Source organism: Sphingomonas sp. SORGH_AS_0870, from assembly GCF_031453175.1.
Taxonomy (GTDB): Bacteria; Pseudomonadota; Alphaproteobacteria; order Sphingomonadales; family Sphingomonadaceae; genus Sphingomonas.
This window is the reverse complement of record NZ_JAVIYW010000002.1, coordinates 3,631,195-3,645,409: the sequence shown is the minus strand read 5'-3', so window position 1 is coordinate 3,645,409 and position 14,215 is coordinate 3,631,195. Positions and strand designations below refer to the sequence as shown.

Below are 14,215 nucleotides of genomic sequence, written 5' to 3'. Positions count from 1 at the left end.
AGGGGTTGAGCGAGCCCAGAGGCTCGCGCGCTCGCTTCGCGAGCGCCCACCCCTCACCCAGCTCCGACTAAGCCTTTGCTATGCAAAGGCCAAGTCTGCGCAACCCTCTCCCCTCTGCGAGGGGCGAGGGCCGGAAAGGCATCGCTGAGCGTCGACCCGCCCTAGATTCCGCCCATCGCCATCAGCACCGCCCATTCGGCTTCGCCTACCGGCGAGACGGAGAGGCGGGACTGGCGCAGCATCGGCAGGTCGGCCAGCCTGGCCTCCGCCTTCATCGCCGCCAGCGTGACGGGGCGGGGGAGCGGCCGGTCGGGCGCGACCTGGACCGATACCCAGCGTCCATCCTCGCCGTCGGGGCGCGCGGTGCGGGTGACGGTGACGATCCCGACCGCCGCCTTGTCCTTGCCGCTGTGATAGAAGATCGCCGAGTCGCCCACCGCCATGCCGCGCAGATGCTTGGCGGCGGCGGCGTTGCGTACGCCGTCCCATTCGGTCTCGCCGTCACGGACCAGATCGTCCCAGCCATAGCTGTCCGCCTCCGATTTCAGCAGCCAATGGGCCATGGTCGTATCGCGCTCCTGAACCGCGACTAAACGCCGCATTCCATGTCCATTCAGCCCGATGATGGCAGGGAACGCAACACCGACGCCAGCGGCGCGTTTTGCCATCAGCGGACCGGGCGTATCAGTATCGGAGGTTCGGTATGAACGGAGTTTTGAAGAAAGTGGGGTTGGGCTTCGCCTTGGCCGCGACCGCGCTGACCGCAGCGGCACCCGCCGAGGCGCAGCGTTGGGGTCGCGGCTATTACAACCGGGATCGCGGTGGCGATGCGGTGGCGGGCGCTTTGCTCGGCGGCATCCTCGGCCTGGGCGTCGGGGCTGCGATCGCCAGCAGCAACCGGCCGCGCTATGTCGATCGCGGTTATTATTACGATCGCGGCTATGATCCCTATTATGCGCCGCCGCCCCCGGCGGTGGTCTATGAATATCAGGATTACCGGCCGCGTTGCTGGAACGACTGGCGCTGGGACCCCTATTGGGGCCGCAACGTCCAGGTGCGGGTCTGCAACTAAGTCCAAGGGCGGCGTCGGATCATTCCGGCGCCGCTTTTTCTTGGCAGCGAGCCCGTCTCGGCGTTAAGGCGCGGACATGACCGATACCGTTCCCGATCGCCTGTCCACCAACCCGGACAGCCCCTATTTCGACCAGGACCTGCTCCAGCGGGGCGTTGGCATCCGCTTCAAGGGCGCCGAGCGCCGCGACGTCGAGGAATATTGCATTTCCGAAGGCTGGATCCGCGTCGCGCTGGGCAAGAAGGTCGACCGCCATGGCCGCCCGCTGACCCTGAAGCTGACCGGCGAGGTCGAGGCGTGGATCGAGAACCCGGCCGCTGGCGAAGACGCCGCCGAGGGTTCGGACGAGGCCTGATTTCCGGTCGGACCCCGGCGAAGGCCGGGGTCCGGTTGCCTTCGAGGGTGAGGTGTGGTTGCCTCCCACTCGTCGGGTAGCGCGCCATCTACCTTCGCTGTAACTGGGCCCCGGCCTTCGCCGGGGAACATGCCTGCGTTATGGACCATCTGCTCCCAACCCCCCGTTCAGGCTGAGCGAAGTCGAAGCCCAAGGGAATCCCCTGCCGCATTTCGACGTCACTCAACGCGAACGGAGGGCCGGGCTCAAGCCGCCTCCATCGCCTCGCCCGCCTCCATCCAGCGCGTCTCGGCATCGGCGAGTTTCTCGACCACTTCGGCGCGGCGCTTGTTCAGTTCGCCCATCGACAGCCTGGCATGGCGTGGTTCGGCCGAGGCCGGGTCGTTCATCGCCTTGTCCAGCGCGTCGCGCTCGCGGGTCAGCTTGGCCATCTCGTCCTCGATGCCCCGGAGCGTCTTCTTCATCGCGTTGAAGCGTTCGCGCTGCTCGGCCGAGGCCTTCTTGCTGGCCGCGCGGTCCGCCTTGGAGGCGGCATCGCCCTGGCCCGCATCGCCCTTCAGGACGAAGGCGATATAATCGTCCAGCGACCCGTCGAATTCCTTGGCGGTGCCGTTGTCGACCAGCACCAGCCGATCGGCGGTCATCTCCAGCATGTGGCGGTCATGGCTGACCAGGACGACGGTGCCCTTGTACATGTTGAGCGCCTGGACCAGCGCCTCGCGCGCATCGACGTCGAGGTGGTTGGTCGGTTCGTCGAGGATCAGCATGTGCGGCGCGTCGCGCGTGATGAGCGCCAGCGCCAAGCGGGCCCGCTCGCCGCCCGACAGCTTGCCGACCTTGGTCGTCGCCTTGTCACCCGAAAAGCCGAACCGGCCCAGCTGCGCGCGTACCGCCGCCGGGGTCGCGCCGCGCATGATCCGGGTCATGTGTTCCAGCGCGGTATCGTCGGTGTCGAGCTCCTCGACCTGATATTGGGTGAAATAGCCGACGCGCATCTTGCCCGACGAATTCATGTCGCCTTCCATCGGCGTCAGCTGCGCGGCGAGCAGGCGGGCCAGCGTCGTCTTGCCGTTGCCGTTGCGGCCCAGGAGCGCGATCCGGTCGTCCGGGTCGATACGCAGGTTCAGCCGCTTCAGGATCGGCGTCTCCGCATAGCCCACACTGGCGAGGTCGAGCGTGATCAGCGGCGGGCGCAGCTGGTCGGGATCGGGGAAATCGAAGGACAGCGAGGGATCGTTCGCCATCTCGGCGATGGGCTGCATCTTGGACAGCATCTTGGCGCGGCTCTGTGCCTGTTTGGCGGTCGAGGCGCGGGCCGAGTTGCGCGCGATGTAATCCTGTAGCTTGGCGCGCTGCGCCTCCTGATTCGCCTTGGCGGCGGCGAGCTGCGCCATCCGCTCGGCGCGCTGGCGCTCGAACGAATCGTAACCGCCGGGGTAGAGCGTCACCTTGCCGCCCTGCAGGTGCAGGATATGGTCGACGACATTGTTCAGGAAGTCGCGCTCATGGCTGACCAGCAGGATCGTCGCGCGATAGGATTTGAGGAAATCCTCCAGCCACATCACCGCTTCGAGGTCGAGGTGGTTCGACGGTTCGTCGAGCAGCAGCACGTCGGGCGCCGAGAAGAGCAGGGCGGCGAGCGCCACGCGCATCTTCCACCCGCCCGAATAGCTGGACAGCGGGCGCGCCTGCATCGCCTCGTCGAAACCCAGCCCCTGCAGGATGCTGGAGGCGCGCGCGGGGGCGGTATAGGCGTCGATCGCGATCAACCGCTCGTAAATGTCGCCCAGCTTTTCGGGATCGCTCTCGGTCTCGCTGCGCTCCATCAGCTCGGCGCGCTCGACATCGGCGGCCAGCACCGTCTCGAACGGGGTGGCGGTGCCGTCGGGCGCTTCCTGCGCGATATAGCCGAGCCGCGCGCCCTTGGGCATTTCGCAGGCGCCGTCATCGGCCTCCAGCTGGCCCGCGATCACGCGGACGAGCGTCGACTTGCCAGCACCGTTGCGGCCGATCAGGCCGACCCGGCTGCCGGGGGGGAGCGCGGCGGATGCACCGTCGAGGATCGTGCGGCCGCCCAGGCGCACGGTGATGCCATTCAGATTGAGCATGGCGCGCGCGTAGCAAATTCCGGCGCGAAAGGGGAGGGGGACCATGCGAAACATGGTGGAGGGGTGTCCCGGCTGGCGAGGTCGGCTCTGCCTTGCCGCCGGGAAAACCCCTCCGTCAGGCCTTCGGCCTGCGACCTCCCCGTGTCGGGGAGGTGTAGGGTTCAGCGCGCGGCGAGGTTGGTCGCGCCGGCGGGCGGCCAGTTCTGCGGCCCGCACTTCTTGACGACCCATTCGGCCCGCTTGTTCCAGCACAGCGCGTCCAGGCGCGGCATGGTCACGGCGACATGCTCGCGGCCGATATAGCGCGGGAAGCGCTGCTCGCCATAAGGGACCAGGCTGTTGCGCAGTTCCTGCATCCGGTCGACCGCCAGCTCGCCCAGATGGCCGCGCGGGGTGAAGACCGCCTGATGCAGGATCGAGCTGGCCGTCTGGCAGAAGCCCAGCTGGCCCGACACCGAGGAGAAGCTGGCATAGGTGCGCGTGCCGAACTGGTCGAGCGCGTTCTGGCCTTCCTTCACGGTCTTGTTCTTGCGCTTGAAATAGGCGCCGAGCGTGTCGAACGCGCCCTTCAGCTCGCCCTCATGATCCTTGAGGATCGCGTTGTAGTTGGCGACCGTGGCCAGCGTCGGCTCGAACTGGCATTGCAGCGCGGCGACGTTGAGCGCGGCGCGCATGTTCCAGAGCAGCCCCGCGCGCAGCTCGGCCGGGGTCGCGCCGGGCAGCGGCTGGCCGATGCCGGGTTCGTCGCCCTGAACGGGCTTTCCCTGGAAATTATAGGGCTGCAGGAAGAATTGTGCCGATGCGGGTGCCGCGGCACCCATCCCCCAAAAAGCCACGCCGGCGACCAGCGCGGTACGCACCACCTTCATTGTGTTCCGATCCTTCCCCCGTAGGGCTTTCGAGCGTCCCGAAACATAACGCTTTTTGGGGGGCGACCCAAATGGAAATCACGGGGTCGCGTCGATTGTCGGATGCGATCGGTCGTTACGGAAAGGCAGCGAAATCGCGGTGTTGGCGGTGGCACCGACACCCCCTTTAAGCGGGCTGGCGCACCCATGAAAAGGGCCGCCCGGTCGCCCGGACGGCCCCTGTCGTCAGGAATGATCCTGGCGATGATTACATCGCGTTCGACGCGTTGGTCATCGTGTCGTTGGCCATCATCATGTCGTTCGACATGGTGTCGTTGGCCATCACGCCACCGTTCATGGCGCCGTCGACGGCGGTCATGTTGTCGGTGGTGGTGTCCATGCCTTCCGAAGCGTTCATTTCGGTGGTCATGTTCGCGTCGGTGGTGTTCTCGGTCTTCGAGCCGCAAGCCGAAACCGCGAGCGCCGCGCCGGCGATGATCGAGCCCGTCAGGACCTTGGAGATGATTGCACGCATTGGAAGCTCCCTTGATAATAAGGATTTGGAACGGCTTGCTGGCCCTATTACCCAAATCGGGGTGGACATTAATCGGATACCGCCTGGTCCTCAAGCCTCGTTTTGTCGGACCGGATCAAGGGTCTTGAGGAAAGCCGGAAAGCTGAACGCAAGCGCCTCGTCAAAGGTTTCCAATGACTTGGTGCCATTCAACGCAAAAAGACTGGTCACCGGGAACTCCGGCAGGCCGCAGGGGATGATGCCACCGAAATGGGACAGGTCGGGCGCGATATTGACCGCGAACCCGTGCAGCGTGACCCAGCGGCGCACGCGCACCCCGATCGCGCCGATCTTGGCCTCCGGCCCGCCGTCGCGGGTCCAGATGCCGACGCGCCCGTCCACGCTGAAGGCATTCACCCCCAGCCGGCCGAGCGCGGCGATCAGCCAGTCCTCCAGCGCATGGACGAACTGCCGCACGTCGCGGCCGCGCTTGGTCAGGTCGAGCACCAGATAGCCGGTCCGCTGTCCGGGCCCGTGATAGGTATATTTGCCGCCGCGCCCGGTCTGGTGCACCGGAAAGCGCGGATCGACCAGCTCGGCCGGATCGGCGCTGGTCCCGGCCGTATAGACGGGGGGATGTTCGAGCAGCCAGACCAGCTCGCGCGCCTCGCCCGCCGCCACCGCGGCGGCGCGCGCCTCCATCTCGGCAAGCGACTGGTCATAGGGGGTGAGCCCGGCGCTGATGCGCCATTCGATATCGGAAAAGGCGGGAAGATCGGTCACGATGCGCGCTATCTGCGCCTGGGGCGGCGGCGATGCAAGCGTTCCGCCGGGAAGGGGGCGGCGGGCCAACGCGACCGATGGCATCCCGTCCGGCAATCGGTTAGGCAGGAGTCATGTTCATGACGGATGACGCCGGACAGGTCGGCCGCATGACGGGGCAAAGGGAAGCAAGATGACCGTCAGGATCGGATCGGTGTGGGACAGCACGCAACAGGTGCTGGCGGGCAGGGCCGGGATGCTGGTCCCCTTCGCCGCGATCGGGTTCGTGGTCCCGGTCCTGGTCCAGCTGCTGCTCGTCCCCGCTGGCAGCGTGCCGCATGGCGGCCTGATGATGGTATCGACGATCCTGGGCGCGCTGCTGGGCATCTGGGCGCAGCTGGCGATCATGGCGCTGGCCACCCATCCCGCGACCACCCAGGCCGATGCGGCGCGTGCCGGGTGGCGGCGATTCCCGGCGGCGCTGGGCGTGGCGCTGGTGCTCGGCCTGGCGTTCATGGTCGCCATCCTCATTCCCATGGTCCTGCTGGGGGCCTCGGGCTTCGACTTCGCGCAGGCGGTGGCCGCCAATGGCAATCCCGCGCTGATGCCGCCCATCCCCTCGGGGCTGGGTGCGATTCTGGGGCTCTACATCCTGGCCCTCGCCCTGGTCGCGGTGTGGATCGGCGTGCGGTTCATGCCCCTTTATGCGGTGGTCCTGAACGAGCGGCGGGGGCTGGGCGCCTATCGCCGGTCGCTGACGTTGACGCGTGGGATGACCTGGCGGCTGATCGGCGTCTCGCTGCTGTTCCTGATCGTCCTGTTCGTCACCACGCTGGCGGTGCAGGGGGTGACCGGCGCCGTCCTGCGGCTGGCGCTCGGGCCCGACCGGCCGGGGATCGTGCTGGGGCTGGTCGGGGTGCTGGGGTCGATCGTCACCGCCGCCTTCATGACGCTGGCCTATGTCTTCGTCGCCCGGCTCTATGTCGCGACGGCGGCCGAGCATCCCGCCGGTCCGGCCACGGAGGACGGCACGCCGTCGCTGTGATGACGTTCGACATGATGGCTGCGCTGCGGGACGCCTGGGGCCTGTTCCGCCGGAATGCCGACCTTACGCTGCGGCTCGCCGCGCCTTTCCTGTTCCTGCCGACGCTCGCGCTCGGCCTGCTGGTGCCTGCGCCGCCGCTGCCCGAGGAGGACGCGGCAGACGGCGCGGCGCGTGCGATGGCCTGGGTCGATTCGGTGGGCAACTGGGCCGGGCAATATGGCGGCTGGTATTTCGCCACCTATGCGATCGGGCTGATCGGCACCGCGGCGCTGCTGGCGCTGCATCTGGGCGGCGGCCGGTTGACGGTGGGACAGGCGCTGAACGTCAGCCTGCGGATCGCGCCGCGCTTCCTGCTCGCGATGATCCTAGTGGCGTTGCCGGTGGGGGCGGGAATGCTGCTCTACATCCTGCCGGGGCTGTATGTCGCGGGGCGGTTGCTGCTGGTCGGGCCGATCCTGCTGGCCGAGCGGCGGATGCCCGCGCTGGCGGCGCTGGCCCGCTCGTTCGCGCTGACGCGGGGCGTCGGGCTGCCGATGGCGGCGCTGGCCTCCTGCACCTATCTGGGCGGGATGATCCTGGGCCAGCCCTTCATCCTGCTGATCGACACGGTGCAGGGCAGCGGCGGCAATCCGGTCGCGATCGCCCTGCTCCAGACCGGGGCGGCGGCGGTGGCGCTGGCGTCCGGGGTGGCCCAGGCGCTGATCGCGCTCGCCGCCTATCGCCGACTGGTCAGCCGCTGATCCCCAGGCGCGGGATTTGCGGCGCGGCATCCTCGGGCAACAATCCCAGCGCGCGGGGATCGGGAAAGGTCTCGATCGCGCGCCCGATCGGGGTGAATCCCTGCTTGCGGTAGAAGCTCAGCGCCGAGGGATGGTCGAGCGTGCAGGTATGCACCCAGACCCGCTCCACCCCCGGCGTCCAGGCGCGCAGCATCGCCTGCGCCATCAGCCAACGGCCATGGCCATGCCCCGCCAGTTCGGGGATCAGTCCGAAATAGCCGATCTCGCACGCGCCCGTCTGGCGATGGTCGAGTTCGAGCAAGCCGACCTCGATCCCCATCCGGTCGATGACCGCGAAGACCGAGACGGCGGGATCGTGGATGATCCCGGTCAGCATCGCATCGTCCATCACCAGCCGCGAGAACCACAGCCACGGCGCGCCGACCCGCGCGAACAGCGCCCGGTATTTGGCAGGGTCGGGCCTGGCCCAGGCGGTCAGCCGCAACGGCGAGGCGAGCATCGGGCGCGGGCGCGGGCGCTCGCGCATCTCCAGCGTGGTGACGATGGTGGCGATCTCGCCGGGATCGACGGGGATCAGCGCCATGGATTATTCCCAGGTCGCGAGCGGCGGCAGGCTCATCAGGATCGCCTCGATATTGCCGCCCGTCTTCAGCCCGAACAGCGTGCCGCGATCATGGACCAGGTTGAACTCGGCATAGCGCCCGCGCCACGCCAGCATCGTCGCGCGATCCGCCTCGGTAAAGGGCTGGTCCATCCGCCGCCGGACGATGCGCGGATAGACGTCCAGGAACGCCTCGCCGACATCGCGGGTCAGCGCGAAATTGGCGTCGAAATCGCCCTCCAGATGATCGTAGAAGATGCCGCCCACGCCGCGATGCACCTTGCGGTGGGGGATGTAGAAATAGTCGTCGGCCCAGGCCTTGAACCGGGGATAATGGTCCGGGTCATGCGCATCGCACGCCGCCTGCATCGCGGCATGGAATTCGGCGGTATCCTCCTCGATGGGCAGCGGCGGATTCAGGTCCGCACCGCCGCCGAACCAGCGCTTCGTCGTGGTCAGGAAGCGGGTGTTCATATGGACCGCGGGGACATGCGGGTTGGCCATGTGTGCGACCAGGCTGATGCCGGTCGCCACGAAGCGCGGATCCTCGCCCGCGCCGTGGATGGTCTGGGCGAACGGCCCCTCGAACGTGCCGCCGACGGTCGAGACGTTGACGCCGACCTTTTCGAAGACGCGCCCCTTCATCACGCCGCGCACCCCGCCGCCGCCGGGCTCGCCGCTGGGGTCGGCACGGTCCCAGGCGGTATAGGTGAAGGCCGCGTCCGACCCCGCCTCGCGCTCGATCGCCTCGAACGCGGCGCAGATCCGGTCGCGCAGCGATTCGAACCAGAGGCGGGCGGCGTCCTGCTCGGCGTCGAGCGCGATGTCGGGGGTGCGGCTGGTCATGGTCCGGAGTCTCTGGGCGGGGGAGGGGGCGGGGGTCAACCCGGCATTTGGTCCCAACCCGTCTGCCGCCGCGCCTCGGCCAGCAGGATGCCGCCGGTGATCGCGACGTTGAGCGAGCGGACGCCGCTGCGCATCGGCACGCGCACCCGGATGTCGGCGGCGTCGTGCACCGCCTCCGGCACCCCTGCGCCCTCCGAGCCGAGCAGGATCACGTCGTCGGGGCGGAACACCATCTCGGGCAGCGGCAGCGCGCCCAGCGTCGTCGCCAGTACGATCCGTCCCGGCGTGGCGGCGCGGAAGGCGTCCCAATCGGCATGGCGCACCACCTGGGCCATGGCGGCATAGTCCATCGCCGATCGCGCCAGCGCCCGGTCGGAATAGGGAAAGCCCATCGGCTCGATCAGGTCGACCGCGACGCCGAAACAGGTCGCGGTGCGGATCAGCGTGCCGACATTGCCCGCAATATCGGGCTCATGAAGCGCCAGCCGCATCAATGGCCCGGAAAGGACAGCAGCGCATCGACCGCCAGCCCCTCGGCCCGCAACGCGTCGGCGCCGCCGAGATCGGGCAGGTCGACCAGGAACTGCGCCTGTTCGACGACGCCCCCCGCCTTGCGCAACAGCCGGACGGCCGCACGGGCGGTGCCGCCGGTGGCGATCAGGTCGTCGACCAGCAGGACGCGCGCGCCGGGGACCAGCGCATCCTCGTGCATCGCGATCCGGTCCTGGCCATATTCCAGCGCATAATCCTCGGCGATGGTCGCGCCGGGCAGCTTGCCGTCCTTGCGGATCAGCAGCACGCCCGCGTTCAGCGGCACCGCCAGCGCGGCAGCGAAGAGGAAGCCCCGCGCCTCGATTCCCGCGATCATGTCGACCGGCCCGCGCGTCGCGGCGACCATCCGCTCGATGGTCTTCGCGAAACCCGTCGGGTCGAGCAGCAGCGTGGTGATGTCGCGGAACGCGATGCCGGGCTTGGGAAAGTCCGGGATCGTGCGGATCAGGGCTTTCAGATCGTCATTGGCGTTCATGCGGCGCCTCATGGGCCTGATGGCGGCGGGGGTAAAGGGGGGCAATCCCAACCCTCCGTTCGGCCTGAGCGAAGTCGAAGGCCAAGGGAATCCATTGCCAAAGGGGCCGGAGGAAAGGTTCGGGCATGGGCTTCGACTTCGCTCAGCCTGAACGGAGGTCGGGAGTGGGGCGGCGGGTTCCCAAAGAAAAAAAAGGGCGGCTCCCTCGTCGGAAAACCGCCCCAGTCTCTCACATGATCCGATACGGCCTCAATGCTTCACGTCGCGCCAGACATTCTGATACGCGCCCCAGGCTAGGAAGCAGAAGATCAGGATGAAGATCACCGCCCCGATCCCCGCAGCGTGGCGCGATTCCAGCTTGGGCTCGGCGGTCCAGGTCAGGAAGGCGGCGACGTCCTTGGCCATCTGGTCGCGGGTCGCCAGCGTGCCGTCGGTATATTGGACCTGCCCGTCCTGGGTCAGTGGCGGCGGCATCGCGATGTTGAGGTTCGCGAAATAGGGATTGTAGTGCAGCCCCGCCGGCGTCTTCGCATCCGGGAACTGGCGCAGCAGCGCGGCGGGCTGGTTGCGATAGGCATCGGGGCCGATCAGCGAATAGACGTAATTGGTGCCGTCATGCCGCGCCTTGGTCATCAGCGACAGGTCGGGCGGCAGCGCATTGTTGTTCGCCGCGCGCGCCGCGACCTCGTTGGCGAAGGGCGAGGGGAAATGGTCGGCGGGCACGTTCTTGCGCGTCGTCGCCTCGCCCGTCTCCGGGTTGATGCTCGGCTGTTCGATCACCCACTGGTTGGCGATCGCCTTCACCTCGGCCTCGTTATAGCCCAGATCCTTCAGGTCGCGGAACGCCACCAGCCGCAGCGAATGGCAGGCCGCGCAGACCTCCTTATAGACCTGGAAGCCGCGCTGGAGCTGGCGCCGGTCGAACCGGCCCAATATCCCGTCCGAGGCCAGATGCGCGGGCTTGGGGTGGAGGTGGAACTCCTCCTCGGCGGTGGGGGCGGGCGGGTCGGAGACCAGCCCCGAGACGCTGCCCCACAGCGCGATGGCGAGGACCAGGGTGAAGGCCGCCCCGACCAGGAATGCGATGCCACGAACCATGTTCGAAATCCTCTCTCGGTTCGTGTCAGGCCGAAGCCGAAGGGGTTAGGGCCGACTTGGTGGGCGCGGTGCCGCCATGTTTGGCCAGCACGGCTTCGGTGATCGAATGGGGCAGGGGGGCGGGCCGCTCCGTCCGCGCGATCCAGGGCAGGATCACCAGGAAGTGGAGGAAGTAATAGGCCGCCGTGACCTGGCTGAGGATGATGAAGAAGGGCGTCGCGGGCGACCCCCCGCACCAGCCGAGCAGCAGCACGTCGACCACCAGCACCCAGAAGGCGATCCGCGCCTTGGGCCGGAAATTGCTCGACCGCACCGGCGAGCTGTCCAGCCAGGGAAGGAAGAACAGCAGCAGGATCGACCCGAACATCGCCAGCACGCCCCACAGCTTGGCGGGCAGGATGAAGTCGGCGGTGAAGGCGCGCAGGATCGCGTAGAAGGGCCAGAAATACCATTCGGGCACGATATGCGCCGGGGTCGAGAGCGGGTTGGCCGGGATGTAATTGTCCGGATGGCCCAGATAGTTGGGGAAGAAGAACAACAGGGTCGCAAAGACCAGCAGGAACACGCCCAGCCCCACCGCATCCTTGGCGGTGTAATAGGGGTGGAAGGGCACCGTATCCTGCTCGCCCTTCACGTCGACGCCGGTCGGGTTGTTGGAACCCGGAATGTGCAGCGCCCAGATGTGCAGGATGATGACGCCCGCGATCACGAAGGGCAGCAGATAGTGGAGTGAGAAGAAGCGGTTGAGCGCGGCATTGTCCGGCGCGAAACCGCCCAGCAGCCAGACGCGGATGGTGTCGCCGACCAGCGGGATCGCCGAGAAGAAGCCGGTGATGACCTGCGCCCCCCAAAAGCTCATCTGCCCCCAGGGGAGCACATAGCCCATGAAGGCGGTGGCCATCATCAGCAGGAAGATGACGACGCCGAGCAGCCACACCATCTCGCGCGGGGCCTTGTAGGACCCGTAATAGAGGCCGCGGAAGATGTGCGTATAGACGACGATGAAGAACATCGACGCGCCGTTGGCGTGGGCATAGCGCAGGAACCAGCCCGCATTGACGTCGCGCATGATGCTTTCGACCGAGTCGAAGGCGACGCCCGCATTGGCGGCATAATGCATCGCCAGCACCACGCCGGTGATGATCTGGATGGCAAGCGCGGCGCCCGCCAGCACGCCGAAATTCCAGAAGTAATTCAGGTTGCGCGGCACCGGATAGCCCGCGCCCACCGCATTATAGACGAGGCGCGGCAACGGCAGCTTCTCGTCCAGCCAGCGCATGACCGGCTGTTTCGGTTCGTAATGCTTGGCCCAGGGAAAGCTCATGTCTCGGGTCCCCCTTTAAGCGGCCGCGCCGACCGTGACGGTCGTGTCGCTGTCGAACTTGTAATCGGGCACGAAGAGGTTCTTCGGTGCCGGACCCTTTCGGATGCGCGCGGCGGTGTCATAGGCCGAACCGTGGCACGGGCAGAAATAGCCGCCATAGGGGCCCTTATTCTCGCCCTCGCCCGCGCCCAGCGGCACGCAGCCCAGATGGGTGCAGACGCCCAGCGTGATCAGCCAGTTCTTCTTGCCCGGCTTGGTCCGCTCCTCCAGCGTCTGGGGATCGCGCAGCTCGGACAGCGGCACCGCATCGGCCTCCGCCATCTCCTTGGGCGTCAGGTTGCGGACGAACAGCGGTTGCTTGCGGAAGCTGGCCTTGATCGCCTGGCCCGGCGCGATCTTGGATAGGTCGATCTCGGTGGTCGACTGCGCCAGCACGTCGGCCGAGGGGTTCATCTGGTTGATGAGCGGCAGGACGATGGCCAGCCCCCCCACGCCCGCGAAGGACACGGCGGCGACGTTGATGAAGTCGCGGCGGCGGGGATCATGGACCTCTTCGTGGAATGGCTCCGGCGACTCGCCGGGGGGTACGGTGTTCTCCGTCATCGCCATTCGTCCTGTCCCTCCACCTCGTTCGCGTGGCGCCGGTCGCGCCCTGGCGGTCGTGCCGGATTGTCCCCGGTCATGCGCCGCCCGATCTCGCCCGCCCATGATGAACGGAGCGTCAGGTTAGCCTTGCTTGGCGGGCTTTGCCAATCCCCTTTGCGGTGGCGTTCATGGCGGTTGCAGTCGGGCGGGCGCAGGAACCATGATGGCGTGGTTCGGGTTGACCGATGACGGACGCGGATGACGGGCCCCTGTCGCATCCGCAGGAACGACCAGGGGCATGGAGAGAGGCGATGCTCTTGGGCAGGATCGGATGGGGCGGCTTGCTGGCCGCCGGGCTGTTGGCGCTGGGCGGCTGCGCGGACGGCTATGGCTATAGCGGCGTGTCGGTGGGCACGGGCTATGGCGGTTATGGCGGCTATGGCTACGCCCCCGGCTATTATGGCGCGGGTTATGCGCCGTCCTATTATGGCTGGTACGACGACTTTTATTATCCGGGCACGGGCGTCTATGTCTATGACCGCTATCGTCGGCCGTTCCGCTGGAACGAGGGCCAGCGCGCCTATTGGGAAGGGCGGCGCGGCGCGTGGCGCGGGGCCCCGATCCGCGACCAGTGGCGCGGCTGGGGTCGCAACGGCTGGCGCGGCGATCGCTGGGGCAACGGCCCGCGTGGCCCCGGCCCCAACCCCGGTGTTGGTGTCGCGCCCCGCCCACCGGCCCCACGGGTCGAGGGATGGCGCGGCCCTCGCGGCGGCAATCCCGGCTGGCGCGGCGGGCGGCCCGGCGGCGCGCGGGGTGGGCCGCGCGGGCCGCGCTGATCAGCCTGCCGAGCGGGCCCGGATCATCAGCGTGGGGCGGAACCGCATCACCGCCACATCGTCCTGGTTATAGACGGTCAGGAGGCTGACGATCAGCCCCATGTCGGGCCGACTGGCCGAGCGGCGCACCTCCAGCACCTCGGTCTCGCAGCGCAGCGTGTCGCCCGGATAGACCGGCTTCAGCCAGCGAAGCTCGTCGATGCCGGGCGAACCCAGGCTCTGAAAGCCGGTCGCCCGGTAATGCTCGACGATCATCGCCATGGTCATCGACGCGGTGTGCCAGCCGCTGGCCGACAGCCGCCCGAAATGGGTGGCGGCGGCGTCCTCGTCGGACAGGTGAAAGGGCTGGGGATCGTAGCGCGTGGCAAAGGCGATGACTTCGTCGCGCTCGACCCGATGATTTCCGAACCGCGCGGTATCGCCGACCGCCACATCCTCCAGCCAGATCATCGAA

The 14,215-nt window shown here is 67.6% G+C and carries 18 protein-coding genes; 5 read left to right on the top strand and 13 right to left on the bottom strand.

Annotated elements, in window-relative coordinates:
• Positions 1–161: 161 nt before the first annotated feature.
• Entirely contained in the window at positions 162–563 is a 402-nt protein-coding gene (locus QE363_RS16925; protein WP_309698232.1) for an EVE domain-containing protein, read from the bottom strand.
• Positions 564–703: 140 nt separating this feature from the next.
• Between QE363_RS16925 and QE363_RS16920 the strand changes: the two genes are divergently transcribed.
• Together QE363_RS16920 and QE363_RS16915 are read left to right on the top strand one after the other, a co-directional pair.
• On the top strand, positions 704–1,072 hold the full coding sequence (locus QE363_RS16920; RefSeq protein WP_309697144.1) for a hypothetical protein: 369 nt from the start codon (positions 704–706) through the stop codon (positions 1,070–1,072).
• Positions 1,073–1,148: 76 nt separating this feature from the next.
• The gene (locus QE363_RS16915) at positions 1,149–1,427 is read left to right on the top strand and encodes a DUF3297 family protein (protein WP_309697142.1); all 279 of its coding nucleotides are present in this window, start codon (positions 1,149–1,151) and stop codon (positions 1,425–1,427) included.
• A gap of 245 nt (positions 1,428–1,672) precedes the next feature.
• Here QE363_RS16915 and QE363_RS16910 read toward each other — a convergent pair whose 3' ends face one another.
• From QE363_RS16910 to lipB, 4 genes are all read right to left on the bottom strand, one after another.
• Entirely contained in the window at positions 1,673–3,535 is a 1,863-nt protein-coding gene (locus tag QE363_RS16910) for an ABC-F family ATP-binding cassette domain-containing protein (RefSeq protein WP_309697140.1), read from the bottom strand.
• A 161-nt stretch (positions 3,536–3,696) separates the two neighbouring features.
• A complete protein-coding gene (locus tag QE363_RS16905) occupies positions 3,697–4,404 on the bottom strand; it encodes a hypothetical protein (protein ID WP_307100574.1) in 708 nt (235 codons plus the stop codon).
• A gap of 247 nt (positions 4,405–4,651) precedes the next feature.
• Positions 4,652–4,918, bottom strand: a complete 267-nt coding sequence (locus QE363_RS16900; protein ID WP_307100572.1) for a hypothetical protein — start codon at positions 4,916–4,918, stop codon at positions 4,652–4,654.
• 90 nt (positions 4,919–5,008) lie between these two features.
• The gene (gene lipB / locus QE363_RS16895) at positions 5,009–5,680 is read right to left on the bottom strand and encodes a lipoyl(octanoyl) transferase LipB (RefSeq protein ID WP_405053195.1); all 672 of its coding nucleotides are present in this window, start codon (positions 5,678–5,680) and stop codon (positions 5,009–5,011) included.
• Between the two features lie 172 nt (positions 5,681–5,852).
• Here lipB and QE363_RS16890 point away from each other — a divergent pair, with 172 nt between their 5' ends.
• Positions 5,853–6,704 (top strand): hypothetical protein, encoded by an 852-nt coding sequence (locus QE363_RS16890; protein WP_309697137.1) that lies wholly within the window; start codon positions 5,853–5,855, stop codon positions 6,702–6,704.
• A gap of 11 nt (positions 6,705–6,715) precedes the next feature.
• Positions 6,716–7,444: a hypothetical protein gene (locus QE363_RS16885; RefSeq protein WP_309697135.1), complete on the top strand. Its 729-nt coding sequence runs from the start codon at positions 6,716–6,718 to the stop codon at positions 7,442–7,444.
• On the opposite strand, the gene QE363_RS16880 is transcribed toward QE363_RS16885, so the two are convergent.
• The 7 genes from QE363_RS16880 to petA form a co-directional block, all read right to left on the bottom strand.
• Complete coding sequence (locus tag QE363_RS16880) at positions 7,434–8,027, bottom strand: N-acetyltransferase (protein WP_307100568.1); 594 nt, start codon at positions 8,025–8,027, stop codon at positions 7,434–7,436. The genes QE363_RS16885 and QE363_RS16880 overlap by 11 nt on opposite strands.
• A 3-nt stretch (positions 8,028–8,030) precedes the next feature.
• Entirely contained in the window at positions 8,031–8,891 is an 861-nt protein-coding gene (gene hemF, locus QE363_RS16875) for an oxygen-dependent coproporphyrinogen oxidase (protein ID WP_309697132.1), read from the bottom strand.
• Positions 8,892–8,926: 35 nt separating this feature from the next.
• Positions 8,927–9,382: a TrmH family RNA methyltransferase gene (locus tag QE363_RS16870; RefSeq protein WP_309697130.1), complete on the bottom strand. Its 456-nt coding sequence runs from the start codon at positions 9,380–9,382 to the stop codon at positions 8,927–8,929.
• Positions 9,382–9,918 (bottom strand): adenine phosphoribosyltransferase, encoded by a 537-nt coding sequence (locus QE363_RS16865; protein WP_309697128.1) that lies wholly within the window; start codon positions 9,916–9,918, stop codon positions 9,382–9,384. Before QE363_RS16865 ends, QE363_RS16870 begins: the two co-directional genes overlap by 1 nt.
• Before the next feature lie 249 nt (positions 9,919–10,167).
• Complete coding sequence (locus QE363_RS16860) at positions 10,168–11,016, bottom strand: cytochrome c1 (RefSeq protein WP_309697125.1); 849 nt, start codon at positions 11,014–11,016, stop codon at positions 10,168–10,170.
• A gap of 25 nt (positions 11,017–11,041) precedes the next feature.
• Positions 11,042–12,340, bottom strand: coding sequence for a cytochrome b/b6 (locus tag QE363_RS16855; protein ID WP_309697122.1), 1,299 nt, complete (start codon positions 12,338–12,340; stop codon positions 11,042–11,044).
• A 15-nt stretch (positions 12,341–12,355) separates the two neighbouring features.
• Positions 12,356–12,949 carry a ubiquinol-cytochrome c reductase iron-sulfur subunit gene (gene petA / locus QE363_RS16850; RefSeq protein ID WP_309697120.1) on the bottom strand — a complete coding sequence of 198 codons (594 nt, stop codon included), beginning with the start codon at positions 12,947–12,949 and terminating at the stop codon, positions 12,356–12,358.
• Between the two features lie 287 nt (positions 12,950–13,236).
• Here petA and QE363_RS16845 point away from each other — a divergent pair, with 287 nt between their 5' ends.
• A complete protein-coding gene (locus QE363_RS16845) occupies positions 13,237–13,761 on the top strand; it encodes a hypothetical protein (protein ID WP_307100555.1) in 525 nt (174 codons plus the stop codon).
• On the opposite strand, the gene QE363_RS16840 is transcribed toward QE363_RS16845, so the two are convergent.
• A complete protein-coding gene (locus tag QE363_RS16840) occupies positions 13,762–14,211 on the bottom strand; it encodes a MaoC family dehydratase (RefSeq protein WP_309697117.1) in 450 nt (149 codons plus the stop codon).
• Positions 14,212–14,215: the final 4 nt, after the last annotated feature.

What these genes read in the sequence shown, in the direction of transcription:
- QE363_RS16925 (WP_309698232.1), bottom strand. Translation starts at nt 563, where the DNA reads ATGGCCCATTGGCTGCTGAAATCGGAGGCGGACAGCTATGGCTGGGAC.
- QE363_RS16920 (WP_309697144.1), top strand. Translation starts at nt 704, where the DNA reads ATGAACGGAGTTTTGAAGAAAGTGGGGTTGGGCTTCGCCTTGGCCGCG.
- QE363_RS16915 (WP_309697142.1), top strand. Translation starts at nt 1,149, where the DNA reads ATGACCGATACCGTTCCCGATCGCCTGTCCACCAACCCGGACAGCCCC.
- QE363_RS16910 (WP_309697140.1), bottom strand. Translation starts at nt 3,535, where the DNA reads ATGCTCAATCTGAATGGCATCACCGTGCGCCTGGGCGGCCGCACGATC.
- QE363_RS16905 (WP_307100574.1), bottom strand. Translation starts at nt 4,404, where the DNA reads ATGAAGGTGGTGCGTACCGCGCTGGTCGCCGGCGTGGCTTTTTGGGGG.
- QE363_RS16900 (WP_307100572.1), bottom strand. Translation starts at nt 4,918, where the DNA reads ATGCGTGCAATCATCTCCAAGGTCCTGACGGGCTCGATCATCGCCGGC.
- QE363_RS16890 (WP_309697137.1), top strand. Translation starts at nt 5,853, where the DNA reads ATGACCGTCAGGATCGGATCGGTGTGGGACAGCACGCAACAGGTGCTG.
- QE363_RS16885 (WP_309697135.1), top strand. Translation starts at nt 6,716, where the DNA reads ATGATGGCTGCGCTGCGGGACGCCTGGGGCCTGTTCCGCCGGAATGCC.
- QE363_RS16880 (WP_307100568.1), bottom strand. Translation starts at nt 8,027, where the DNA reads ATGGCGCTGATCCCCGTCGATCCCGGCGAGATCGCCACCATCGTCACC.
- hemF (WP_309697132.1), bottom strand. Translation starts at nt 8,891, where the DNA reads ATGACCAGCCGCACCCCCGACATCGCGCTCGACGCCGAGCAGGACGCC.
- QE363_RS16870 (WP_309697130.1), bottom strand. Translation starts at nt 9,382, where the DNA reads ATGCGGCTGGCGCTTCATGAGCCCGATATTGCGGGCAATGTCGGCACG.
- QE363_RS16865 (WP_309697128.1), bottom strand. Translation starts at nt 9,918, where the DNA reads ATGAACGCCAATGACGATCTGAAAGCCCTGATCCGCACGATCCCGGAC.
- QE363_RS16860 (WP_309697125.1), bottom strand. Translation starts at nt 11,016, where the DNA reads ATGGTTCGTGGCATCGCATTCCTGGTCGGGGCGGCCTTCACCCTGGTC.
- QE363_RS16855 (WP_309697122.1), bottom strand. Translation starts at nt 12,340, where the DNA reads ATGAGCTTTCCCTGGGCCAAGCATTACGAACCGAAACAGCCGGTCATG.
- petA (WP_309697120.1), bottom strand. Translation starts at nt 12,949, where the DNA reads ATGGCGATGACGGAGAACACCGTACCCCCCGGCGAGTCGCCGGAGCCA.
- QE363_RS16845 (WP_307100555.1), top strand. Translation starts at nt 13,237, where the DNA reads ATGCTCTTGGGCAGGATCGGATGGGGCGGCTTGCTGGCCGCCGGGCTG.
- QE363_RS16840 (WP_309697117.1), bottom strand. Translation starts at nt 14,211, where the DNA reads ATGATCTGGCTGGAGGATGTGGCGGTCGGCGATACCGCGCGGTTCGGA.